The sequence below is a fragment of the Halomonas sp. HG01 genome (genome assembly GCF_000968715.2).
Lineage (GTDB): Bacteria > Pseudomonadota > Gammaproteobacteria > Pseudomonadales > Halomonadaceae > Halomonas > Halomonas halophila.
Genome location: NZ_CP022134.1, coordinates 2,298,332 through 2,322,773, shown reverse-complemented (window position 1 = coordinate 2,322,773; position 24,442 = coordinate 2,298,332). Strand labels below are relative to the sequence as shown.

Annotated in this window: 19 protein-coding genes; 17 read left to right on the top strand and 2 right to left on the bottom strand. The window is 68.7% G+C overall.

Features of this window, described 5'->3' with window-relative positions:
• The first annotated feature begins 15 nt into the window (after nt 1-15).
• On the top strand, nt 16-474 hold the full coding sequence (locus UN84_RS10945) for a YcgN family cysteine cluster protein (RefSeq protein ID WP_046080141.1): 459 nt from the start codon (nt 16-18) through the stop codon (nt 472-474).
• Nucleotides 475-540: 66 nt separating this feature from the next.
• Here the strand turns inward: UN84_RS10945 and UN84_RS10940 are convergent, their stop codons facing one another.
• Nucleotides 541-2,652, bottom strand: coding sequence for a prolyl oligopeptidase family serine peptidase (locus UN84_RS10940; protein ID WP_046080142.1), 2,112 nt, complete (start codon nt 2,650-2,652; stop codon nt 541-543).
• A 90-nt stretch (nt 2,653-2,742) separates the two neighbouring features.
• Here UN84_RS10940 and UN84_RS10935 point away from each other — a divergent pair, with 90 nt between their 5' ends.
• From UN84_RS10935 to UN84_RS10900, 8 genes are all read left to right on the top strand, one after another.
• The gene (locus UN84_RS10935; RefSeq protein ID WP_237022312.1) at nt 2,743-3,156 is read left to right on the top strand and encodes a hypothetical protein; all 414 of its coding nucleotides are present in this window, start codon (nt 2,743-2,745) and stop codon (nt 3,154-3,156) included.
• A gap of 9 nt (nt 3,157-3,165) precedes the next feature.
• On the top strand, nt 3,166-5,016 hold the full coding sequence (locus UN84_RS10930; RefSeq protein ID WP_046080144.1) for a vWA domain-containing protein: 1,851 nt from the start codon (nt 3,166-3,168) through the stop codon (nt 5,014-5,016).
• Nucleotides 5,009-5,794 (top strand): class II glutamine amidotransferase, encoded by a 786-nt coding sequence (locus UN84_RS10925; RefSeq protein ID WP_146909591.1) that lies wholly within the window; start codon nt 5,009-5,011, stop codon nt 5,792-5,794. Before UN84_RS10930 ends, UN84_RS10925 begins: the two co-directional genes overlap by 8 nt.
• A 148-nt stretch (nt 5,795-5,942) precedes the next feature.
• Complete coding sequence (locus UN84_RS10920; RefSeq protein WP_046080145.1) at nt 5,943-7,634, top strand: AMP-binding protein; 1,692 nt, start codon at nt 5,943-5,945, stop codon at nt 7,632-7,634.
• Between the two features lie 342 nt (nt 7,635-7,976).
• Nucleotides 7,977-11,993, top strand: coding sequence for an ATP-dependent RNA helicase HrpA (hrpA, locus tag UN84_RS10915; protein WP_046080146.1), 4,017 nt, complete (start codon nt 7,977-7,979; stop codon nt 11,991-11,993).
• A 119-nt stretch (nt 11,994-12,112) separates the two neighbouring features.
• Nucleotides 12,113-12,886 (top strand): MlaA family lipoprotein, encoded by a 774-nt coding sequence (locus tag UN84_RS10910; protein WP_035599581.1) that lies wholly within the window; start codon nt 12,113-12,115, stop codon nt 12,884-12,886.
• Between the two features lie 9 nt (nt 12,887-12,895).
• Complete coding sequence (locus UN84_RS10905; RefSeq protein ID WP_046080147.1) at nt 12,896-14,086, top strand: PP2C family protein-serine/threonine phosphatase; 1,191 nt, start codon at nt 12,896-12,898, stop codon at nt 14,084-14,086.
• On the top strand, nt 14,073-14,582 hold the full coding sequence (locus UN84_RS10900; RefSeq protein WP_035599584.1) for an STAS domain-containing protein: 510 nt from the start codon (nt 14,073-14,075) through the stop codon (nt 14,580-14,582). Before UN84_RS10905 ends, UN84_RS10900 begins: the two co-directional genes overlap by 14 nt.
• Before the next feature lie 138 nt (nt 14,583-14,720).
• On the opposite strand, the gene tal is transcribed toward UN84_RS10900, so the two are convergent.
• The gene (gene tal / locus UN84_RS10895; RefSeq protein WP_046080148.1) at nt 14,721-15,659 is read right to left on the bottom strand and encodes a transaldolase; all 939 of its coding nucleotides are present in this window, start codon (nt 15,657-15,659) and stop codon (nt 14,721-14,723) included.
• A gap of 130 nt (nt 15,660-15,789) precedes the next feature.
• Between tal and UN84_RS10890 the strand changes: the two genes are divergently transcribed.
• From UN84_RS10890 to arsJ, 8 genes are all read left to right on the top strand, one after another.
• A complete protein-coding gene (locus UN84_RS10890; protein ID WP_035599588.1) occupies nt 15,790-16,974 on the top strand; it encodes a Bcr/CflA family multidrug efflux MFS transporter in 1,185 nt (394 codons plus the stop codon).
• 168 nt (nt 16,975-17,142) lie between these two features.
• Nucleotides 17,143-18,156 (top strand): PstS family phosphate ABC transporter substrate-binding protein, encoded by a 1,014-nt coding sequence (locus UN84_RS10885; protein ID WP_046080149.1) that lies wholly within the window; start codon nt 17,143-17,145, stop codon nt 18,154-18,156.
• A gap of 114 nt (nt 18,157-18,270) precedes the next feature.
• Entirely contained in the window at nt 18,271-19,527 is a 1,257-nt protein-coding gene (gene pstC, locus UN84_RS10880; protein ID WP_035599593.1) for a phosphate ABC transporter permease subunit PstC, read from the top strand.
• Nucleotides 19,528-19,545: 18 nt separating this feature from the next.
• Nucleotides 19,546-20,712, top strand: coding sequence for a phosphate ABC transporter permease PstA (gene pstA / locus UN84_RS10875; RefSeq protein WP_046080150.1), 1,167 nt, complete (start codon nt 19,546-19,548; stop codon nt 20,710-20,712).
• Nucleotides 20,713-20,805: 93 nt separating this feature from the next.
• On the top strand, nt 20,806-21,588 hold the full coding sequence (gene pstB, locus UN84_RS10870; protein WP_046080500.1) for a phosphate ABC transporter ATP-binding protein PstB: 783 nt from the start codon (nt 20,806-20,808) through the stop codon (nt 21,586-21,588).
• A 127-nt stretch (nt 21,589-21,715) separates the two neighbouring features.
• The gene (locus UN84_RS10865; RefSeq protein WP_035599597.1) at nt 21,716-22,123 is read left to right on the top strand and encodes an arsenate reductase ArsC; all 408 of its coding nucleotides are present in this window, start codon (nt 21,716-21,718) and stop codon (nt 22,121-22,123) included.
• A gap of 39 nt (nt 22,124-22,162) precedes the next feature.
• On the top strand, nt 22,163-23,221 hold the full coding sequence (locus tag UN84_RS10860) for an ArsJ-associated glyceraldehyde-3-phosphate dehydrogenase (protein WP_046080151.1): 1,059 nt from the start codon (nt 22,163-22,165) through the stop codon (nt 23,219-23,221).
• Nucleotides 23,214-24,440, top strand: coding sequence for an organoarsenical effux MFS transporter ArsJ (gene arsJ / locus UN84_RS10855; protein ID WP_046080152.1), 1,227 nt, complete (start codon nt 23,214-23,216; stop codon nt 24,438-24,440). Before UN84_RS10860 ends, arsJ begins: the two co-directional genes overlap by 8 nt.
• Nucleotides 24,441-24,442: the final 2 nt, after the last annotated feature.

The window sequence follows — 24,442 nt, the reverse complement described above, 5'->3', positions numbered from 1 at the left end:
GCTACTAACCGATCGATGGCGGTGACGATGAGAGAACGTTTCTGGGAGCGCTTCCCGCTGGAAGAGCTGACCGATGAGGAGTGGGAGGCGCTGTGCGACGGCTGTGGCCAGTGCTGCCTGCTCAAGTTCCAGGACGACGAGGGCGACCTGGCGGTGCTCAACGTGGCCTGCGAGCTGCTCGACATCGAGGGCTGCCGCTGCAGCGACTACGCCAATCGCTTCGAGAAGGTGCCGGACTGCCAGCAGCTTACCGTCGAGCGCATCGAGGAGTTCCGCTGGCTGCCCAAGTCCTGCGCCTACCGGCGCCTGGCCGAGGGCCGCAAGCTCGCCGGCTGGCATCCGCTGATCTCGGGCGATCCCGAGCGGGTGCACCGCAAGGGCATCAGCGTGCGCAGCTTCGCGGTGTCCCAGTCCGAGGTGCCCGAGGAGGAGTTGGAGGACCATATCATCGCGATCCTGCCGATCGACGGTTAGGTCTCCCGACGAGGGGCATGACGAAACGAGGCGGCCAGGTGGCCGCCTCTTGCGTTTCTGCGCCGCTCAAGCCTCCCGTGTCTCCAGCCCCAGCGCCCACAGGATGAAGGCATCCTGGCGGGCGTTGTCGTGCCAGCCCTTGAAGCGCCCCGAGGCGCCGCCGTGGCCGGCCTCCAGATCGGTGCGCAGCAGCGTGGGATGGTCGCGTCCGTCCACGCCGTGTCCCACGGCCAGCTCGCTCAGGCGGGCGTAGAGCTTGGCCGGCTCCCAGTAGGGCACCCGGGTATCGTGCCAGCTGCCCTGCAGGAACACTGGTGGCCAGGGCCGCTCGGGCAGGTTGTCCAGCGGCGAGTAGTCGCGGATGCGGCGGTGGGCGGCCGGCTCGCGCGGATCGCCCCATTCGCTGTACTCGGCGGTGGTCAGCGGCAGGTCGGGGTTCTCCATGGTGCGCAGCACGTCGACGAAGGGCACGTCGAGCACCGCGGCGCAAAAGCGCTCCGGCGACAGGTTGAGGCTGGCGCCGACCAGCAGCCCGCCGGCGCTGGCGCCGTAGGCGACGATGCGCTCGCCGTCGCTGACGCCCTGTTCGACCAGGGCGTCGCGGGCGGCCAGGAAGTCGTGGAAACTGTTGGCCTTGTGCTCGAGCTTGCCGCTCAGGTACCAGGGTTCGCCGCGGTCGCCACCGCCGCGCACGTGGGCCACGGCGAAGGCCGCGCCGCGGGCCAGCAGCTCCAGGCGGGCCACCGAGAACCAGGGATCGAGCGTTTCGCCGTAGGCTCCGTAGCCGTAGAGCAGGGTGGGCAGTGGGTGGCCGGCCAGGTCGGCGCGCATCACCACCGAGACCGGCACGCGCTCGCCGTCGTGGGAAGTCGCCCACAGCCGCTCGCAGGTCAGCTGGTCGGGGCGCAGGTCGCCGTGCACCGGCTGCTGCTTGAGGCGGCGGCGCTCGCCGCTGTCCAGGTCGAGCTCGGTCCAGGTCACCGGCAGGGTGAAGGATTCCTCGCGCAGCCGCAGGCGGCGCTCGTCGAAGTGCGGAGCGTCGGCGAGCCCCAGGCTGCAGGGCGTTTCGGGCAGCGGCAGGTACTCGTCGCGCCGGAGGGCGTGGTCGGCGTCGAGCTCGATCACCCGCAGGCAGACCTGGGCCTGCTGATGGTCGCGCTCGCTGGCCACCAGCCCCCAGCTGAAGGCGTCGATGCCCTCGAGCGTGGTGTCCTGGCGGTGCTCGATCAGACGTTCCGGCTTGCCCTGCGGGTCGGCCTCGTCGACCCGGTCGAGGCAGAAGTGCGGGGCCTTGCGGTTGTGCAGCACGTAGAAGTGGCCGGGACGGTGATCGACGCCGTATTCCACGCCGCGCTCGCGGGGGCGGAACAGCGTCGGCGCCGTGGCCGGGGCGTCCGCCGGAACCAGGTGGACCTCGCTGGTGTCCTTGGAGGCGGACTCCAGCATCAGCCACTCCCGCGAGCGGGTCTTGCCGAGTCCCAGCCAGAACTCCGGGTCGTCCTCGCGCAGCATCAGCGCCGGCTCGCCGGCGCTCGGCGTGGCACCGAGGGTCAGCGGCAGCCGCCAGATGCTCTCGGGGCGCTGGGTGGCGTCATAGCGCGTGAACAGCAGGGTGGCGCCGTCCTCGGCCCAGCACAGCTCGGGGCCGATCTCCTCGAGCAGCGCCAGCGGCTCGCCGTCCGGCAGGCGCTTGAGCCACAGGGTGAAGATTTCGTCGCCCTGGGTGTCTTCGCTCCAGGCCATCCAGCGCTCGTCCGGCGACAGCGACATGTCGCCGACCTCGAAGAAGGCGTGGTCGGCGGCGCGGCGCTGCAGGTCGAAGAACGGCTCGCGGCGCTCGGGCTCGCCGTTGGGATGACGCCACCAGACCGGATGGTCGGCGTCCACCGCGGTCTCGCTCCACACCGTGAAGTGGTCGAGCGCCGTGGGCAGGCCGTGAACGGCCAGCTCGCGGCGGGCCAGATGGCCGTGGTAGAGGCGCTCGGTGAGATCGTCCAGGGGCGCGAGCCAAGCCCGGGAGTGAGCGTTGGCGGCCTCGAGGAAGGCCGTCACCTGCGGGTCGTCGCGCTGCTCCAGCCAGTGCCAGTCGGGGTCGTCGGCGCGCCGGAACGCGGCGGTCGGGTGGGGGGCGTCGGTCATGTTCGTCGGGCCGGGGTCACGTGGCGGCTGTGCTTTCATGGTGCGGGATGTACCATACTCGGAGTGAATTCAACGGGGTGCGTCTTTCGACGCCGCAATGACGAGGTACCGATGCTACTTTCGGATTCGATGTCCCTACTATGGCTGACCTATGCCGTGCTGTCTCTGGTGGTGCTCGGCACCGGCTACCTGGGATTGGCCTTCCTGCCGCGCCTGCCGCGGCTGGTGATCACCTGGACCGTGGCCGGCATCATGTGGGTGCCGGCGAGTTTCCAGCTGCCGCTGACCACCGGGGAGGGGGTCTACCAGGGTTTCGCGCCCGCGGTGGTGGTGGCCGGGCTGGCGTTTCTCTCCCACGATGGCGGCGCCATGCTGCCGGCGCTGATGCTGGTGGCCGTGGCGGCCGGCCTGGGCGCGCTGGTGGGCCTGCTGCTGTGGCGGCGCGGACGCCGCGCGGCCGCTCGCCAGGCACCGGAGCAGGAGAGCGAAGACAAGGGCCGCCAGGACGGCGGTGAGGCGCGACGCGAGCCGGTGATCGGCTAAGGACGTTCGATGCAGAGGGGAAATCCCGGCGGCCGAGGCGCGCTGCGACTGTTGTGGCTGATAGCGCTGTGCCTGCTCGGGCTCGGCGCGAGCTCGTCTCACGCTCAGACCGAGCCTCGGGCCGTGCAGGAGCATGACGACGTGCGTGCGGTGGTCGACGTGTCGGGCAGCATGAAGAACCACGACCCGGATCGCCTGGCCGAGAGCGCCATGGGGCTGCTGGTCTCGCTGCTGCCGGAGGGCGCCAGCGCCGGCGTCTGGACCTTCGGCGAGCGGGTCGGCAATCCGCTGCCGCTGGGGCGGGTCGGGGACGACTGGCGCGAACGTGCGCTGTCGCTGCCGCCGTCGCCGCGCGATCAGCAGTACACCGATATCGAGGCCGCGCTGCGTGAGGCGGCGAACGGCGAGGCCAGCGGTGGTCTGCACCTGATCCTGATGACCGACGGCGTCATCGATCTGCCGCCGGGCAGCGGCGACAAGCCGGCCATCGATCGTGCCTCGCGTCGGCGCATCGTCGAGGAGCTGGCCCCCGAGCTGGCGGCGCAGGGGGTGACGGTGCATGCCATCGCCTTCTCCGACGAGGCCGACCTGGCGCTGGTCGAGCGTCTGGCCCAGCGCACCAGCGGGCTGGCCTCACGAGTCGCTTCACCGGAAGGGCTGATGGGCGCCTTCCTCGATATCTTCGAGCGCATCTTCCCCGCCGACCGCCTGCCGCTGGACGACGACGGCGGCTTCGTGGTCGACGAGGGCGTGGATCGGCTCTCGGCGCTGATCTTCCACGATCCCGAGGCCGAGCCGCTGACGCTGATCGCACCCGACGGCACCCGCTATCGCGCCGATTCGGCTCCGGAGGGAGCGAACTGGCAGGTCGAGCCGCGCTTCGACCTGATCCGCATGCCCGAGCCCGAGGCGGGGCAATGGCGCCTCGAGGGGCCGGTGGACGACGGCAGCCGCATCAGCATCAGCGGCCCCTGGCGGCTGCGCACCGCGACGCTGCCGGCGACCCTCTATCGCGGTTTTCCGGTGCCGGTGGAGGCCTGGCTGGAGGCGGAGCGCGAGGCGCTGCCCCTGCCGGGCAACCTGACGCTGGAAGTGTCGCTGGCGTCGCCGGACGGCGAGGCGCAGTCCTCGGTGACCCTGGCCGCCGACGACCAAGGCCGCTTCCGAGGCGAACTGCCGGCGCCGGCGCTGACCGGCAACGCCCAGCTGCTGGTGCGCGCCGTCGGCGACGGCTTCACCCGCCAGCGCCGCCAGGCGGTCAACGTGCTGCCGTCCATCGGCGTGGCTCACGACCCGGCCGAGGGCCGCGTGGTGCTGGCCGCCGAGCATCCGCGCCTGAACCGCGACAACACCGAGATCCGCGGCGAGCTGGCCGGCGCGGCGCTCGTGGCCGAGCCGGTCGGCGAGACGCGCTGGACGATGGCGCTGCCCGAGCTGGACCCGGACCTCCGCCAGCCGCTGACCCTGACCGCCCGCGTCACCCTGGACGGCGAGACCCGCGAGCTGAACCTGCCGCGGCTGATGCTCAACCCCGACGCGCGGGTCGGCATCGCCGGGGCCGACGCCGGCCCGACGCTGGCCGCCGAGCGCTTCGGCGATGCCGACGAGGCGGCCACCCCCAAGGCCGAGCCGAGCCTCGCCGACCGCTTCGTCGAGGGCGTCAACGACCTGCCGGCCACGCTGCGAATGGCCTGGCAGGAGGGCTGGCCGGGGCTGGTCGAGCGCGTCCGTGGCTGGTCACAGGGGCCGACGTTCTGGATTCTGCTGGTGCTGGCCATCGGCCTGGTGCTGCTGCGCCTGCTGTGGCGCCATACCAGCCGTTCCGCTTCCTCCCGCGAGCGCAGGGACCCGCATGTGTGAATTGCTGGGCATGAGCGCCAACGTGCCGACCGACATCTGCTTCAGCTTCACCGGCTTCCTGACCCGCGGCGGCGGCACCGGGCCGCACCGTGACGGCTGGGGCATCGCCTTCTACGAGGCCGGCGGCTATCGCGACTTCCGCGACCCGCACCCCTCGGTGCATTCGCCCATCGCGCGGCTGATCTGCGACTATCCGATCAAGTCGCATATCGTGATCAGCCACATTCGCCAGGCCAACGTCGGCCAGGTGCGTCTGGCCAACACCCATCCCTTCACCCGGGAGATGTGGGGCCAGCCCTGGTGCTATGCGCACAACGGCCAGCTCGCCGGCTGGGAGGATCTGGCGCTGTCGTTCTACCGGCCGGTGGGCGGCACCGACAGCGAGCACGCCTTCTGCTGGCTGATGGGCGAGCTGCGCCGGGTCTTTCCCGAGCCGCCGGACGACCGTCGCGCGCTGTGGGCGCACCTGCACGGGCTGTGCGAGCGTCTGCGCGGGCTCGGGGTGTTCAACCTGCTGCTGGCCGACGGCGAGTACCTCTACACCTACTGCACCACCAAGCTGGCGCATATCACCCGCCGGGCGCCGTTCGGACAGGCGAGCCTCTCGGACGCCGAGATGGCGGTGAACTTCGCCGAGCACACCACGCCCGACGACGTGGTGTCGGTGATCGCCACCGAGCCGCTCACCGACAACGAGGAATGGGTGCGCATGGTGCCCGGCGAGCTGCTGGTCTGGCGGGACGGCGAGATCCAGGGGCGCTTCACCGCCGAGGAGTGAACGAAAGTTTCAAACGTAAGTTTTAATCGTGTATTCCCAGATGAGGCGTGACTGGGATAGGGTGGAGGGATAGCCGCAACACCATGACAATGCAGCAATAACAACAAGGCGCGATCCCCGCAGGGTCGACCACAGCCTGGAGAATGCCATGAGCGAGCACGCCACGCCTGCCGTCCTGCGCGGCCCCGATCTCGAGGGGCGCGACGACTATGCCTCGGTGATGGAGGTCTTCCACGCCGCCATCGAGCGCTTCGCCGACAAGCCCGCCTTCACCTGCATGGGGCGGACCCTGGATTACCGTGAACTCGATCGCCTGTCCGCCGACTTCGCCGCCTGGCTGCAGCACGAGGCCGGGCTCGAGCCAGGGGATCGCATCGCCATTCAGCTGCCCAACCTGCTGCAGTTCCCGGTGGCGGTGTTCGGTGCCCTGCGTGCCGGCCTGGTGGTGGTCAACACCAATCCGCTCTATACCGAGCGGGAGATGGCCCATCAGTTCAAGGATTCGGGCGCTCGGGCCATCGTCATCCTGGCCAACATGGCGGCCAAGCTGGAGAACGTCCTCGACCAGACCCGGATCGAGCGGGTGGTGGTCACCGAGATCGCCGACCTGCACCCCTTCCCCAAGCGGCCGCTGATCAACGCCGCGGTGAAGTATCTCAAGAAGATGGTGCCGGCCTATCGACTGCCCGGGGCGACGCGCCTTCGCGATGCGCTCGCGCGCGGCGCGCGCCTCGAGCATCGCGAGGTCGGTCGCGACCGCGACGACATGGCGGCTCTGCAGTATACCGGCGGCACCACCGGCCGGGCCAAAGGCACGATGCTGACCCACGGCAACCTGGTGGCCAACATGCTCCAGGCGCGCCAGGCGATCGGCCCGGGCCTCGCCGAGGGCGCCGAGACCATCGTCGCGCCGCTGCCGGTCTATCACATCTACACCTTCACGGTGAACTGCCTGTTCATGATGGAGACCGGCAACCACTCGGTGCTGATCCCCAACCCCCGCGACCTGGAGGGTTTCGTCAAGACGTTGAGGTCGGTTCGCTTCACCGGCTTCGTGGGGCTCAACACCCTGTTCAATGCCCTGTGCCAGCGCGAGGACTTTCGACGCCTCGACTTCTCCGCCCTGCATCTGACCATCTCCGGCGGCATGGCGCTGACCAGCGCCGTGGCCCAGCGCTGGGAGGAGGTGACCGGCTGCCCCGTCGCCGAGGGCTACGGCCTCACCGAGACCTCGCCGATCGTCAGCTTCAATCCCATCGACGACATCCGACTCGGCACCATCGGCAAGCCGATGGGCGACACCGAGGTCAAGGTCGTCGACCTGGATGGCAACGATCTGCCCTTGGGCGAGACCGGGGAACTGTGCGTCAGGGGGCCCCAGGTGATGAAGGGCTACTGGAACCGCGAGGAGGATACCGCCGCCTCTCTCGATGCCGAGGGCTGGTTCCGCACCGGCGACGTGGCGGTCTTCGACGAGGACGGCTACATCCGCATCGTCGATCGCAAGAAGGACATGATCCTGGTCTCCGGCTTCAACGTGTACCCCAACGAGATCGAGGACGTGGTGGCGAGCCATCCCGGGGTGGTGGAGTCGGCCGCCGTGGGCGTGCCCGACGAGGAGAGCGGCGAGGCCATCAAGCTGTTCGTGGTGGCCAGTGACCCCGACCTGGATGCCGAGACCCTGCGCGCCTGGTGCAAGAAGGAGCTGACCGGGTACAAGGTGCCGCGCCACGTGGAGTTCCGCGACGAGCTGCCCAAGACGAATGTGGGGAAAGTGTTGCGCCGTCAGCTTCGCGACGAGGCGCAAGGTGAAGCGAAGGAAGAGGGCGAGGCGTCCTAGGGCAGCTCGGCTGCCCAAGACGCGATCATGTTCAGCAAAGTGTTGCGCCGTCAGCTTCGCGACGAGGCGCAAGGTGAAGCGAAGGAAGAGGGCGAGGCGTCCTAGGGCAGCACGGCTGCCCAAGACGCGATCATGTTCAGCAAGGTGCTGCGCCGCCAGCTTCGCGACGAGGCGCAAGGCGAAGCGAAGGAAGCGGGCGAGGCCTCCTGAGCCAGGGGCGCATGGAGGGTCGATTAGCCCCCGACTGGTTCGCGACGTTACAATGGCAGGCTCGTATCGCCCGACCGATGCGAGCCGTTCTGTCGTCCCGCCCGTTCGATCACCGGAGCCTTCGAGTCCATCGTGAGTACCCTGACCCCAGCCCCCGACGCGCCCGAATCCGATGTTGCCGCCCTGGAGGCCCTGAGGGGCGAACTCGACGGCGTGCAGCTGCGCGATGCGCCCCGCCTGGGCAAGCGCCTCGCCGGCCTGACTCGGCGCTGCCGCCAGGGCAAGCCGGTGGACCGCGGGCTCGCCGAGCTGCGCCGCGAGATCGAGCGCTCCCGCGCCCGGGTCGAGGCCCGTGCCTCGCGGCCGGTGACGCTGTCCTATCCCGAGGAGTTGCCGGTCGCCGAGCGCCGCGAGGACATCCTCGAGGCGCTGCGCGACCATCAGGTGGTGGTGGTGGCCGGCGAGACGGGCTCAGGCAAGACCACCCAGCTGCCCAAGCTGTGCCTGGAGCTCGGGCTCGGCCGGCGCGGGCTGATCGGCCACACCCAGCCGCGCCGGCTGGCGGCCCGCTCGGTGGCCACGCGCCTGGCCGAGGAGATGGAGGTGCCGCTGGGCGAGCAGGTCGGCTACCAGGTGCGCTTCACCGATCACACCGACGACGCCACCCAGGTCAAGCTGATGACCGACGGCATCCTGCTGGCCGAGACCCGGCACGATCCCGACCTGACGCGCTACGAAGCGATCATCATCGACGAGGCCCACGAACGCAGCCTCAACATCGACTTCCTGCTCGGCTATCTCAAGCGCCTGCTCGACCGTCGCTCGGACCTCAAGGTGATCATCACCTCGGCGACCATCGACGTGCAGCGCTTCGCCGAGCACTTCGCCCAGGCGGGCGAGGACGGCACCCGGCGTCCGGCGCCGGTGGTCGAGGTTTCCGGTCGCACCTATCCGGTGGAAGTGCGCTACCGGCCGCTGACCCGCGAGGCCGAGGACGAGGAGGACCGCACCCTGCAGGAGGGCATCCTGCACGCGGTGGAGGAGATCCAGGCCGCCGAGCGCGAGAAGGGCTGGCTGCACGGCCCCCGCGACATCCTGGTGTTCCTGCCCGGTGAGCGCGAGATCCGCGAGGCCGCCGATACCCTGCGCCGCGCCGAGCTGCGCGACACCGAGATCCTGCCACTCTACGCCCGGCTCTCCAACGCCGAGCAGAACCGCGTCTTCGCCCCGCACCGCGGGCGGCGTATCGTGCTCTCGACCAACGTCGCCGAAACCTCGCTCACCGTGCCGGGCATCCGCTACGTGATCGACCCGGGCCTGGTGCGCATCAGCCGCTACAGCTACCGGGCCAAGATCCAGCGCCTGCCGGTGGAGGCGGTCAGCCAGGCCAGCGCCGACCAGCGCAAGGGCCGCTGCGGCCGCGTGGCCGAGGGCCTGTGCATTCGCCTCTACGGCGAGGAGGACTACCTCGGCCGCCCCGAATTCACCGATCCCGAGATCCGGCGCACCAACCTGGCCTCGGTGATCCTGTCGATGCTGTCGCTCAAGCTCGGCAGCATCGAGGCCTTTCCCTTCGTCGATCCGCCCGATTCGCGCTTCGTCACCGACGGCTTCCGGCTCCTGTTCGAGCTCGGCGCGGTGGACGAGGGCCAGCGCATCACGCCGCTCGGGCGCAAGCTCGCTCGGCTGCCCATCGACCCGCGCCTGGCCCGCATGCTGCTGGCCGGCGCCGATCAGGGCGGCCTGCGCGAGGTGCTGGTGGTGGTCTCGGCGCTGGCCATCCAGGACCCGCGGGACCGCCCGGCCGAGAAGCGCCAGGCCGCCGACCAGGCTCACCGCCGCTGGCAGGACCCGGACTCCGACTTCGTCGGCCTAGTGAACCTGTGGCACGGCTTCGAGGCCGCCCGCGAGGAGCTCTCCGGCAACCGCCTGCGTCGCTGGTGCAAGGACAACTACCTCAACTACCTGCGGCTGCGCGAGTGGCACGATACCTTCCGCCAGCTGCGCCAGCTGCTGCGCGACATGGACATCGACGTGCCGGCGCCGGCCCCGCTGCCGGCCGAGGACGACGACGGCGAGGCGGCGAAGAAGGCCCGCCGCGAGAGCGCCGTGCGGCTGCACAAGGCGCTGCTGCCGGGGCTGCTGTCGCACCTCGGCCAGCTGCTGGAGAACCGCGAGTACCAGGGCGCGCGCAACCGTAAATTCATGATTCACCCCGGCTCGGGGCTGGCCAAGAAGACGCCCAAGTGGGTGATGGCCTTCGAGCTGGTCGAGACCTCGAAGCTGTTCGCCCGTACCGTGGCCAGGATCGATCCGGCCTGGATCGAGCCGCTGGCCGGCCACCTGCTCAAGCGCAGCTACAGCGAGCCGCACTGGGAGATGAAGCGCGCCCAGGTGGTGGCCTTCGAGCAGGTCACGCTGTTTGGCCTGGCGATCGTCAGCCGCCGCCGGGTGCACTACGGCCCGATCGCGCCGGCGGAGTCCCGCGAGCTGTTCATCCGCCGCGCGCTGGTGGAAGGCGAGTTCAAGACCCGCGGCGAGTTTTTCGCCCACAATCGCGCGCTGGTCGAGGAGGTCGAGGATCTCGAGGATCGCGCCCGCAAGCGCGGCATCCTGGTCGACGAGGAGGCGCTGTTCGACTTCTACGACGCGCGCATCCCCGAGGACATCGTCAACGGCAAGGGCTTCGAGGCCTGGCGCAAGCAGGCCGAGCGCGACGACCCGAACGTGCTCAAGTTCGACCGCGCCGCGCTGCTGGCCCGGGAGGCCGAGGAGGTCACCCAGGCCGACTACCCGGACGAGCTGGCGCTGAACGGCGTGCGCTATCCGCTGAGCTACCATTTCGCCCCCGGCGCCGCCGATGATGGCGTGACCCTGACGGTGCCGGCGGCGATGCTGCCGCAGCTGCCGGAGGCGCGCTTGGAGTGGCTGGTGCCGGGCCTTTTGCGCGAGAAGTGCATCGCGCTGCTCAAGTCGCTGCCCAAGGCGATCCGCCGCCAGGTGGTGCCGATTCCCGACTGGGTCGATGCCGCCCTGCAGGCCATGACGCCGGACGACGTGCCCCTCACCGAGGCGCTGGGCGAGTTCCTGCGGGTCAAGACCGGCGTGCGGCTCACGCCCGACGACTGGCGGGTCGACCAGCTCGAGCCGCATCTGATCATGAACCTGCGGGTGGTCGACCACGAGGGGCGTGAGCTCGGCCAGGGGCGCGACATCCGCGCCCTTGAGCAGCGCTTCGAGGCCGCCGCCGGGGAGGGCGCCCGGGCACTGGCCAGCGAAGCCAGCGAGGCGGACGCCCTGGAGACGCTGCCCGAGGCGCCGCTGCCGGAGTCCCGGGTCACCACCCAGGCCGGCATCCGCGTCGAGGCCTATCCGGCGGTGGTGCCGGAGGACGACAGTCTGCGGGTCGAGCTGTTCGACCACCCCGACAAGGCCCGCGAGGCCCATCGCCGCGGCGTGGTGCGCGCTGCCATGGCGCGGCTACCCGACCAGGTGCGTGCCATCGAGCGCCTGCCCGGCCTGCAGCCCTGTGCGCTGCTGTTCGCCAAGGTGGGCAGCAAGCGCCAGCTGGCCGAGGACCTGGTCAGCGCGGTCTTCCAGCAGGTGGTGGCGGTCGATCCGCTGCCGCGCTCCCGCGACGAGCTGGAGGCGCGCCTGGCCGAGACCCGCGACGCCCTGGTGCCCCGTGCCGAGGAACGGCTCGGCATCCTCAAGCAGGCGCTGGAGGGCCATCTGGCGGTAACCAAGGCGTTGAAGGGCAACCTGAACCTTTCGCTGGCGCTGGTATACAGTGACCTCAAGGCCCAGATGCAGCGCCTGGTGCATCCGGGCTTCGTCACCGAGGCCGGCGACTGGCTGGCGGAATATCCGCGCTACATGGAGGCCGCTCAGATCCGTCTGGAGAAGGCGCCCCGAGAGCGCATGCGCGACCAGATGCACATGCAGGCGGTGCAGGACTTCGAGGCGCGGCTGGCGGCGCGGCGCGAGAGCGAGCGTCGCGGCGGGATCGAGGACCCGGCGCTGGTCGAGTTCGGCTGGTGGATCGAGGAGCTGCGCGTGTCGCTGTTCGCCCAGCAGCTGGGTACGGCGCTGCCGGTCTCGGAGAAGCGCCTCGAGAAGCGCTGGAAGGAGCTGACCGGACGTGCCTGAACGGGCCGTCCGGGCTGGAGTGTTGCGTCGCCGCGGGCTACAGTGCCGGCAGCGTCGCGGCCACGCGATACCGATCGACAATGGACACCAGAATGACGCGTAGGGAGACCGTTCGAGCCATGATTCCGACCTTCCCGAGCCGTCGGGCCGGCCAAGGCCTGGCGGCGCTGTGCGCCCTGTCGCTGCTGACGGGCTGCGCGACCACCTCGGGCGTCGACGATGCCCATCCGGACGACCCCTGGGAGGGCTTCAACCGGGGGGTGTTCGCCTTCAACGAGACGCTCGATCGTTACGCCCTCAAGCCGGTGGCCCAGGGCTACCGCTTCGTGACGCCGGACCCGGTGCAGACCGGCGTCGGCAACTTCTTCTCGAACCTCGGGGAGATCGGCAACACGGTCAACAGCCTGCTGCAGGCCAAGCCGGCCAACGCCGGCATCTCCACCGGTCGCTTCCTGGTCAACTCCACGGTGGGCGTGCTCGGCTTCTTCGACGTGGCCTCCCGCATGGACTTGGTCGGACGCGAGGAAGACTTCGGCCAGACCCTGGCGGTGTGGGGCGTGGGCGAAGGGCCCTACCTGGTGCTGCCGCTGCTGGGGCCGAGCACGGTGCGTGACACCGCGGGGCTGCCGGTGGACATGTACACCGACCCGGTTACCTATGTCGAAGAGGACAAGGTGCGCTACGGGCTGCGGGGCCTGGACGTGATCGATACCCGGGCGGGGCTGCTCGACCAGGAAGAGCTGATTCGCGGCGATCGCTACAGCTTCATCCGCGACAGCTGGCTGCAGCGTCGGCGCTTCGAGGTCAACGACGGCGAGATGGGGGAGGACCCCTTCGCCAGCGACGACTTCGATTTCGACGATGCCGACTTCGATGATGCCTTCGCCGAGTGAGGCCACAGGATGCCTGACGCCAATGAGCTGGTCTGCCTGATCGATGCCCCCGGAGCCGAGCGTGATGCCCTGGCCGAGGTCATCGCCAAGGAGGGGCTGGCGGTCATCGCCGTGGAATGCCTGGAGCAGCTGCCGGACGAGACGGTGCTGGCGGTGGCGCATGCCCGGGCGGTGCCCAGCGAGGCCTGGCAGGCGCTGGCCGAGCGTCTGCCGACGCTGGTGGTCAGCGATGACCGCCAGGACAGCGATCTGATTCATGCCGTGGATGCGGGGCTGGTCGACTACGTGATCGAACCGCGCCGCCACGGCCACCTGCTGCGTCGCATGATCCGTCGGGTCATCGATCTCCACCGCCTGGCCCGGGAGCGCGAGCACGACCGTGAGCGGCTGTCCGAGCTCAACGAGCGCCTGGAGACCCACCTGGCGATGCTGCGCCTCGACCAGCAGGCAGGTGGCCAGATCCAGCGCAAGCTGCTGCCGCCGCGCCCGCAGAGCATCGGCGGGGTCCGCTGCGACTACTGGCTGGTGCCGTCGCTCTACCTGTCGGGCGACTTCCTCGACTTCCAGCGCTTCGACGATCGCTACACCCTGTTCTACTTCGCCGATGTCTCGGGGCACGGCGCCTCGTCGGCCTTCGTCACGGTGCTGCTCAAGTCGCTGTCGCACCGCTGGCAGCAGGAGTGGGACGGCCGGCACCCCGAGGAGCTGGCGCCGCGCTGGCTGGCGGGGCTGAACCGCGAGCTGCTCGATACCGGCATCGGCAAGCACGCGACCCTGTTCGTCGGCGTCATTGACCGGGAGCGGGGCTATCTTCACTATTCGCTCGGCGCGCAGCTGCCGATGCCGATGCTGATGGCCGAGGGCCGGGCGCACTATCTGGAAGGCGAGGGCATGCCCGTCGGGCTGTTCCCCGACGTCGAGTATCCTCGGCTGGGTTGCGCGCTGCCGGCGGACTTCCGGCTCTGGCTATGTTCCGACGGCATCCTGGAATGCCTGCCCGGGGAGACCCTGGAGGCGCGACTGGAGGTGCTGAGGGCACGGGCCGAAGGCAGCGAGACGATCCTGGACCTTCGTCGGGGGCTTGCCCTGGGCGACGACATCGCCGAGGCTGACGGTGAAGACGATGCCTCCGGCCGGGACGAGCTTCCCGACGACCTGACGATCATGATGTTGAGCGGATTTGGCAATGATGATGCATGAAGGCCGCCTCAAGGCGGCGTTCGACTCCGGCGTGTTCGTGCTCAAGCTGTGCGGTGACGTCCGCCTGACGCTCTGCGCCACGCTCGACACCCAGGCGCAGCAGCTGGCCGAGACGCCGGGGCTGGAGGCGGTGATGGTGGACCTGCGTGAGGCCACCAACGTCGACTCCACGGCCCTGGGGTTCCTGGCCAAGGTGGCCATGGCGCTGCAGGGGCGCCTGAAGCAGCCGCCGACCATCGTCGTCGACAACCCGGACGTGCGGCGCATGCTCGACGTCATGGGATTCGCTCACTACTTCACCCTGGTGGAGTCGCCGATCACCGAGCCCCATGAGCTGCGCGACCTGCCCGAGGTGCCGGCCGACGAGGAGGGCATGCGTCAGCGCATCCTCGAGGCGCATCGTATCCTGATGCACATGAACGAGCACAACCGCGAGCAGTTCCAGCCGCTGGTGGAGATGCTCGAGGATCACAAGGACGAGACGCCGGGCGCCTGAGCCAAGCGGGCATGGTATGGGGCCAGAAACGCCGCGCCTGGCCGGAATGAAGGAAGGCCGGAATGAAGAAGGGGGAGGCGCCGAACGACGCCTCCCCCTTCGCGTTGCGAGGGCTGCCGGCACGACGCCGGCCGGCGATCAGCCCTGGCGCAGCTCGCCCAGCAGCGTCTCCAGCTTGCGCTGGTCGGCCATGAACTTGCGGATGCCCTCGGCCAGCTTCTCGGTGGCCATGGCGTCCTCGTTCAGTGCCCAGCGGAAGTCGGCCTCGTTCTGGGGCTCCGGGGTGCGGGTCTCGGCGTCCAGCGGGGTGAGGCAGCGCGTCAGCGTGCCCTGGCTCTGTTCCAGCTCTTCGAGCAGGGCCGGCGAGATGGTCAGGCGGTCGCAGCCGGCCAGCGCGGTGATCTCGCCGCTGTTGCGGAAGCTGGCGCCCATCACGATGGTCTCGTAGCCGTGGCCCTTGAAGTGTTCGTAGATGCGCTTGACCGACTGCACGCCCGGGTCGCGGTCGCCGCTGAAGTCGGCGTCCGGCTGCTGGGTCTTGTGCCAGTCGAGGATGCGGCCGACGAAAGGGGAGATCAGGGTCACGCCGGCATCGGCACAGGCGCGGGCCTGGTCGAAGTTGAACATCAGCGTCAGGTTGGTGTGGATGCCTTCTCGCTCCAGTATCTGGGCGGCATTGATGCCCTCCCAGGTGGCGGCGAGCTTGATCAGGATCCGCGACGGGTCGACACCGTGACGCTGGTAACGGTCGATCAGCGAGCGGGCCCGGTCCAGCGAGGCCTGGGTGTCGAAGGAGAGTCGCGCGCTGACTTCGGTGGACACGTAGCCGGGCACCAGGGCGCTGATCTCGCTGCCGATGTCGACTGCCACGGCGTCGAGGGCATCGTCGATATCGGTGGCCTGGCGGGCGATCTCGGCCAACCGGGCGCGGCGGCCCTCCTGCTGGGCGGCCTGAAGGATCAGCGAGGGGTTGGTGGTCGCATCGGTGGGCTGGAAGCGGCGGATCGCCTCGATGTCGCCGGTGTCGGCGACCACCGTGGTCATGCCTTTGAGTTGCGTCAGCAGGTCGTCTGCCATGGGTCCTGAGTCCTCCGTGTGTCGAACCTTCACTCTAACAAGCGCGGGAAAGGGAAAACAGGCGCGTCCAGCATCGGCCAGTGAGGTGCGTTATCATTAGCGTCCTTTTGGCATGCTTCTAGGAGGTCGCTTGACCCTAAGCGCTCGACGTGTGGCCCTGCTGGTGGCCACCAATACCGCCCTGGCGCCCTTCGCCATCGACGCCTATCTGCCGGCGATGCCGGCACTGGCCGAGGCAGTGGGGGCGAGCGTCCATCACACCGAACTGTCGATCAGCCTGTTCCTGTTCGGCTTTGCCTTCGGCCAGCTGTTCGGCGGGCCGCTGTCCGATCGCCTGGGGCGCCGCCCGGTGCTGCTGGTCGGCCTGGTGATCTTCCTGCTGGCCAGCCTGATGATCATGCGGGTCGAGAGCCTCGGCGAGCTGCTGACCTGGCGCTTCGTCCAGGCCCTGGGCGGCGGCGCCTGCGTGGTCAATTCCGCGGCCATCGTGCGCGACTGCTTCAGCGGGCGCGAGGCGGCCAAGGTGATGTCGACCATGGCCATGATCCTGATGCTGGCGCCGCTGGTGGCGCCGGCGGTGGGCAGTGGCCTGTTCTACCTGGCCGACTGGTGGCTGATCTTCGCCTTCCTGGCGGCCTATGCCGCCTTTCTGCTGTGGCTGATGGGCACCCGGCTGCCGGAGACCCGGCCGGTCGATGCGCCGATCGCCTCGGCCGGTCAGGTGCTGCGCAACTACGGGAGCGTGCTGCGCCACCGTGAGGCCATGGGCTACGTGCTGTCGGTGGCCTCGACCTTCTCGGGCATGTTCGCCTTCATCACCGCCTCGCCGTTCCTCTACATGACTCACTATGGGGTCTCGCCGGCGATCTATCCGGTGGTGTTCGGCGCCAACGTGGTGGTCATGGCCTTTTCCAACCGCATCAACATCCGCCTGCTGCGTCATCGCACGCCCCAGCAGAACATGCGCCTGGGGCTCGGCGTACAGTTGTGCGTGGCGCTGTCCCTGGTGATGCTGGTGGCCACCGGGCTGGATTCGCTGGCCACGGTGGTGCCGCTGATCATGCTGTTCATGGGCATGGTCGGGCTGATCACGCCCAATGCCATGGCCTCGATGCTCGAGCACTTCAGTCATATGAGCGCTACCGCCACGGCGCTGCTGGGCTGCATCCAGTTCACCTGTGGCGCCCTGGCCGGGGTGGTGGTCAGCGCCTTCGAGGTCGACAGCGCCTGGCCCATGGTGCTGACCATGCTCACGGTGTCGCTGATCGGCAACCTGGCCCTGCGCGCGCTGGCCGGTCGCGCCGCCCTCCACTGAGTCCCGTTCCTGCCCGCTCCGACGACCGGCCCCGCCTGCGGGGCCGGTGTCACCCTCCGCCGACGCCGATGTCGGCATCCGAGCTCGCTTGTCATGAAGCTGTCATTTTCGTGGGGCATCTTGTGTGTCGCGAAAGGATGATCACTTCCCCGAACAGGAGCTCTCTCCATGAACCGCATCCTCAAGACCACCGCCATCGCTGCCGCCGTCATGGGCGTCGTCGGTGTCGCCCAGGCCCGCGATCAGGTGCGCATCGTTGGTTCCAGCACCGTCTACCCGTTCGCCAGCTACGTGGCCGAGGAGTTCGGTGCCACCACCGACTACCCGACGCCGGTCATCGAGTCCACTGGTTCCGGCGGCGGTCTGCGCCTGTTCTGTAACGGTGTCGGCGAAGGCACCCCGGACATCACCAACGCCTCGCGTCGCATGAAGCCCTCCGAGTTCGAGCGCTGCGCCGAGAACGGTGTGACCGACATCACCGAGGCCTTCGTCGGCTATGACGGCATCGCCTTCGCCCAGTCCGCTCAGAACGACGAGATGAACGTCAGCCGCGAACAGCTGTTCCTGGCCCTGGCCGCTCAGGTGCCGGTCGATGGCGAGCTGGTCGACAATCCCTACACCCAGTGGAGCGACATCGACGCCTCGCTGCCGGAGCGCGACATCGCCGTCTACGGTCCGCCCACCACTTCCGGTACCCGCGATGCCTTCGAGGAGCTGGTGATGGAAGCCGTCTCCGAGGAGATGGAGGCCTACGGCGGTGAGGGTTACACCGACATCCGCGCCGACGGCGCCTACATCGATGCCGGCGAGAACGACAACCTGATCGTCCAGCGCCTGACCGAGAACACCGCCGCCTTCGGCATCTTCGGCTACTCCTTCCTCGAGGAAAACGCCGACAGCGTGATGGGCTCCCACATCGACGGCGTGGCGCCGACCCCGGACGCCATCGGCAGCGGCGAGTACCCGGTGTCCCGCTCGCTTTTCTTCTACGTGAAGAACCAGCACGCCGACGAGGTCCCGGCCATGAACGAGTACGCCAACATGTTCATGAGCGAGCAGATGATCGGTGATCTGGGCTATCTCAAGGGCATCGGCCTGATCCCGGCGCCGGAAGACATGCGCGCCGAGGCTCGCAGCGCCGTCGAGAACCATGAGGCGCTCGAGCTGGCCGACCTCAAGTAAGAGGCCGGATCTCAGCCCTGTACCGGCCGGCAGCCAGGGGCTGCCGGCCGGCGCACGTTCCGACGGGTCGCCGGCCTTGCCGGCTCCGCGGATCCATTCCGCCGAGAGACAACTATGCAGACCAATCAAATCCTCGCTCTGTTCTGCGGCACCCTGCTGGTGCTGGGTCTGATAGCCTTCTTCCTGGGACGAGCCAAGGCCGCCAGGGTGCGCGCCGCCGGCACGTCCATGCATGCCCAGCCCGACCAGTACGCCTGGTTCAGCGTGCTGTCCACCGCCGGCCCGGCCATCGCCGTGGGCGTGGTGGGAGCCTTCGCCATGCTGCTGCTGGGCGCCGAGATTCCCACGCTCTACCTGCTGGCTGCCAGCCTGGTCGTCGGCTGTGCCGGTCTGGCCATGGGCATCGCCATGGTGCGTCCGGACTTTCACGCGCGTAAGGCCATCGAGAGCGTCATCCGCTTCTTCCTGGCCGGCGCCGCCTTGATCTCGATCTTCACCACCTTCGGGATCCTGATTTCCATCGTGGGAGAGGCCATCCGCTTCTTCCAGATGCAGAGTTTCTGGGACTTCATCACCGGTACTACCTGGAACCCGGGTGCGAGCTTCCTCGAGGCCGCCGGCCGCGCCGAAGAGGGAGCCAGCGCCGCCCAGTTCGGTTCCATCCCGCTGTTTGCCGGCACCTTCATGATCACCGCCATCGCCATGCTGGTGGCGATCCCGGTGGGCCTGCTGTCGGCGATCTACATGGCCGAGTTCGCTCCCCAGCGCGTGCGTACCCTGGCCAAGCCGGTGCTCGAGGTCCTGGCCGGCATCCCCACCGTGGTCTACGGCTTCTTCGCCGCCATCACCGTGGCGCCGCTCATCGTCAGCGTGGCCGGCTTCTTCGGTATCGATGCCTCCTTCAACAACGCCCTGGCGCCCGGGGTGGTGATGGGCATCATGATCATCCCCTTCATCTCCTCACTGTCCGACGACGTCATCAACTCGGTGCCGGACAGCATGCGCCAGGGCTCGCTGGCGCTGGGCATGACCAAGGGCGAGACCATTCGCGATGTGGTGGTGCCGGCGGCACTGCCGGGCATCATCTCCGCCTCGCTGCTGGCGGTATCCCGGGCGCTGGGCGAGACCATGATCGTGGTCATGGCCGCCGGCATGCGCCCCAACCTCACGGCCAATCCGTTCGAGGACATGACCACGGTGACGGTCCGCATCGTCGCCGCCCTGACCGGTGACCAGGAGTTCGCCAGCGCCGAGACGCTGTCGGCCTTCGCCCTGGGCCTGGTGCTGTTCGTGGTGACCCTGTCGCTGAATCTGGTCTCGGTGATCATGATTCGCCGGTTCCGCGAGAAGTACCGGATCAACAACCTCTAACGCCTTGGAGCCTATCCGATGAGCCAATCCTTCGACGAGATCAGCGCCCAGCTCCGGCGTCGTCACCGCAAGTCCGCGCGCCTGAAGTGGATCTCCATGGGTGCCCTGGGCCTGGCCGGGCTGTTCCTGGTGCTGTTCTTCACCGACATGATGATCAAGGGGCTGCCGGCCTTTCAGCAGGCGCAGGTCCAGGTCGAGGTCGACTACAGCGAGCGGGCCTCCCAGCTGCCGCTGGCCGCCGTCCAGGAGGATGTGCGCCCGCTGGTCAGCCGCGGTTACCTGCGTCTGATCCCCGGTCGCATGGACGACAATCCCGAGCTGCTCGGCACCACCCGCATGGAGTGGGTGCTGGCCGACGGCCAGGTGGACCAGTACCTCAAGGGCCATCACAGCCGGCTGAGCGCCAGCGAGCAGGAGGTGGTGGACCGGCTGCAGGACGAGGGGCGCGCCGAGCTGCGCTTCAACACCACTTTCTTCTCCAACGGTGACTCCAAGATGCCGGAGCTCGCCGGCATCGCCTCGGCCGCCATGGGCACGGTGCTGACCCTGCTGGTGACGCTGGCGGTGTCCTTCCCGATCGGCGTGATGACCGCGGTGTATCTCGAGGAGTTCGCCCCGGACAACCGCGTCACCCAGCTGATCGAGATCAACATCAACAACCTGGCGGCGATCCCCTCGATCCTGTTCGGTCTGCTGGGTCTGGCGATCTTCATCAACTTCTTCGGCGTGCCGCGGTCCTCGCCGGTGGTCGGTGGCCTGACGCTGGCGCTGATGACCCTGCCGGTGATCATCATCGCCACCCGCACCGCGCTGCGCAGCGTGCCGGATTCCATCCGCCACGCCGCCTTCGGGGTGGGCTGCTCGCGCTGGCAGGTGGTACGCGACCACGTGCTGCCGCTGGCCCTGCCGGGCATCATGACGGGCTCGATCATCGGCCTGGCCCAGGCCATGGGCGAGACCGCGCCGCTGATCATCGTCGGGATGGTGGCCTTCATTCCCGACGTCACCTCGTCCTTTACCGAGGCGGCCACGGTGCTGCCGGCGCAGATCTTCACCTGGGCGGGTGAGCCGGATCGTGCCTTCATCGAGAAGACCTCCGGGGGCATCCTGGTGCTGCTGGCCGTACTGATCACGCTCAACGCCACCGCGGTGGTGCTGCGCAAGAAATTCGAACGTCGCTGGTAAATCCCGCGGCCAGACACAGGATATGCCAAGATGAACATTCAAATTTCCGAGCGGAAGATGGGCCCCATGAGCGGACACAGTGCCGGCGAGCCGGTGGTACGCAACGAGAACGCCAATCACGAGCTGAGCGTGCGGGTGCGCGACCTCAACCTCTGGTACGGGGAGACCCAGGCGCTCAAGAACATCAACGTTGACGTCTTCCAGAAGAACGTCACGGCGCTGATCGGTCCGTCGGGCTGCGGCAAGTCGACCTTCCTGCGCTGCCTCAATCGCATGAACGACCTGATCCCCAGCGTGCGGATCCAGGGCCTGATCTCGATGGACGGCCGCGACGTCAACGAGGCCAAGATGGACGAGGTGGCCCTGCGCCGCCGCGTCGGAATGGTGTTCCAGAAGCCTAACCCCTTCCCCAAGTCGATCTACGACAACATCGCCTATGCGCCGCGCATGCACGACCTGGTGAGCCGCAAGGCCGACGTCGACGAGCTGGTGGAGCGGGCGCTGCGCGACGCCGGCCTGTGGGAAGAGGTCAAGGACAAGCTGCAGGAGCCCGGTACCTCGCTGTCCGGTGGCCAGCAGCAGCGCCTGTGCATCGCCCGGGCGATCGCCGTGCAGCCCGAGGTCATCCTGATGGACGAGCCGACCTCGGCCCTGGACCCGATCTCCACGGCGACCATCGAGGACCTGATGGACAAGCTGAAGCAGCAGTTCACCATCATCACCGTGACCCACAACATGCAGCAGGCCGCGCGCGTCGCCGACTACACGGCCTTCTTCCACCTGGGCGAGCTGATCGAGTACAACGATACCCAGACCATGTTCTCCAACCCGGCCACCAAGAAGGCCGAGGACTACATCACCGGGCGCTACGGCTAAGCGGTGCTCGCGTGATCATCCGACGGGGAGGCCTCTGGCCTCCCCGTCTGCGTTATCGTCCTTGTCACAAGGGTGTCATGTGGCTCGACTATATATGGAAATCCATATATATTCGGGAGCCCACGACATGACCAGACGGCGCATCCTCTTCCTGTGCAACGCCAACTCCGCTCGATCGCTGATGGGCGAAGCCCTGCTGCGCCACCTGGCGGGGGACCGGTTCGAGGCGTTCAGTGCCGGCAGCGAGCCGGATCGTCCCCATGAAATGGCCCTGGCGGCGCTGCACAAGCAGGGCATCGATACCCAGGGGCTGGCCAGCAAGTCGCTGGAGGCGTTCGCCGGCGAGCGTTTCGATACCGTCATCGTGCTCTGCGACAAGGCGCGTCAGGCCTGTCGCGACTGGACCGGCGAGGTCGATGAGCGCCTCGACTGGGACATCCGTGACCCGCGGCTGATCGAGCGCGAGCAGGCCTATGAACAGGCGCTCCAGGAGATTCGTCATCGGCTACAGCTGTGGCTCGATGCCCAGCACTGAGTCGCGGCCGTCGTTCACCGTCATCCCCGGGAGGTTTTCATGACCCTGTCCATCGGCATCAACGGCTTCGGCCGCATCGGCCGCCTCGCGCTGCGCAGCCTGTGGCCGCGCGTCGAGGCCGGCGAGGTCGCCATCGCACGCCTCAATGATCCGGGCGGCGACGCCGCCACCTTCGCCCACCTGCTGGAATTCGACTCGGTGCACGGCCACTGGTCGCCGGGGCAGGGCATCCAGGCCGAGGCCGAGGCCCTGGTGATCGACGGCCGGCGCATCGCCTTCAGCCGCCATGACACCATCGCCGCCGCCGACTGGTCCGGCTGCGACGTGGCCCTGGAGTGTTCCGGCCACATGAAGACCACCGACAGGCTCCAGGCCTACCTGGACCAGGGCGTCGGCCGGGTGGTGGTCAGTGCGCCGGTCAAGGAGGAGGGCGTACTCAACGTGGTGATGGGCGTCAACGACGACGCCTTCGACCCCGCCCGCCATCGCATCGTCACCGCCGCGAGCTGCACCACCAACTGCCTGGCACCGGTGGTCAAGGTGATCCTCGAGACCTTCGGCATCCGCCACGGCTCGATGACCACGGTGCACGACATCACCAACACCCAGACGATTCTGGATGCGCCTAGCTCTCCACAAAAGCCGGACCTGCGCCGCTCGCGGGCCTGCGGCATGAGCCTGATTCCGACGACTACCGGCTCGGCCAGGGCCATCACCGCCATCTTCCCCGCGCTCGAGGGCAGGCTGAACGGCCACGCCGTGCGCGTGCCGCTGGCCAACGCCTCGCTGACCGACATGGTCTTCGAACTCGAGCGCGAGACCACGGTGGAGGCGGTCAATGCGGCGCTCAAGGCCGCGGCGGAGGGACCGCTGGCCGGCATCCTCGGCTATGAGGAGCGCCCGCTGGTCTCCATCGACTATCGCACCGACCCGCGCAGCGCCATCGTCGACGCGCCCTCCACCATGGTGGTCAACGGCACCCAGCTGAAGCTCTACGCCTGGTACGACAACGAGTGGGGCTATGCCAACCGCACCGTCGAGCTGGCCCTCAAGGTGGGACGTGCGTCGGTCGGCAGGGAGCCGCTGGCCGATGCCTGAGGTCGGAAGCGTCGCCGGCCGTCTGAAGGCGTTACCCTTCGAGGTGCGCCAGTACCTGCTGATCACCGGCAACTACTGGGCCTTCACCCTGACCGATGGCGCCCTGCGCATGCTGGTGGTGCTGCACTTCCACCGGCTGGGCTACTCGCCGCTGGAAGTGGCGCTGCTGTTCCTGTTCTACGAGGCCTTCGGCGTGGTCACCAATCTGGTGGGCGGCTGGCTGGGGGCGCGCCTGGGCCTGAACCGCACCATGAACGTCGGGCTCGGTCTTCAGATCGTGGCACTGGCCATGCTGATGGTGCCCGCCGCGGCGCTGACCGTGCCCTGGGTGATGGCCGCCCAGGCGCTGTCGGGGATCGCCAAGGACCTCAACAAGATGAGCGCCAAGAGCGCGGTCAAGGTGCTGGTGCCGAAGGAAGACGCCGGTGCCCAGGGTGCCCTCTACCGCTGGGTGGCGATCCTGACCGGCTCCAAGAACGCCCTCAAGGGGGCCGGCTTCTTCCTCGGCGGGCTGCTGCTGACGCTGATCGGCTTCCGCGGCGCGGTCGGCCTGATGGCGGCCATGCTGGGGGGCGTGCTGGTGCTCTCGCTGTGGCGCCTGAAGGCCGACCTGGGGCGCGGCAAGCGCAAGCCGAAGTTCACCGAGGTGTTCTCGTCGTCGCGGGCGGTCAACGTGCTGTCGGCGGCCCGGCTGTGCCTGTTCGCCGCTCGGGATGTGTGGTTCGTGGTGGCGCTGCCGGTGTTCCTCTATGACCAGCACGGCTGGAGCCACTGGACGGTGGGTGGGCTGCTGGCGATCTGGGTGATCGGCTATGGCGGGGTGCAGACCCAGGCGCCGCGGCTGACCGCCCGGCTCGGGGCGAGCCCGCGGGGCGTGACCGTGATGCTGGCGCTGCTGCTGGCCGGGCTGCCGGCGCTGCTGGCGATGCTGCCGCTGGCCCGGGTGGGCTGGCTGGTGGCGGGCCTGCTGGCCTTCGGCGTGCTGTTCGCGGTCAACTCCAGCTGGCACAGCTATCTGATCGTGCGCTTCGCCCGGGCCGACGGCGTCTCCATGGACGTGGGCGTCTACTACATGGCCAACGCCATGGGCCGGCTCGCCGGCACGCTGCTCTCGGGCTGGCTCTATCAGGTCCAGGGGCTGGCCGCCTGCCTGTGGGTCTCGGCGGCACTGGTGGCCGCCAGCGCGCTGCTGGCGCTGGCGCTGCCGCGCGAAGCCTGACG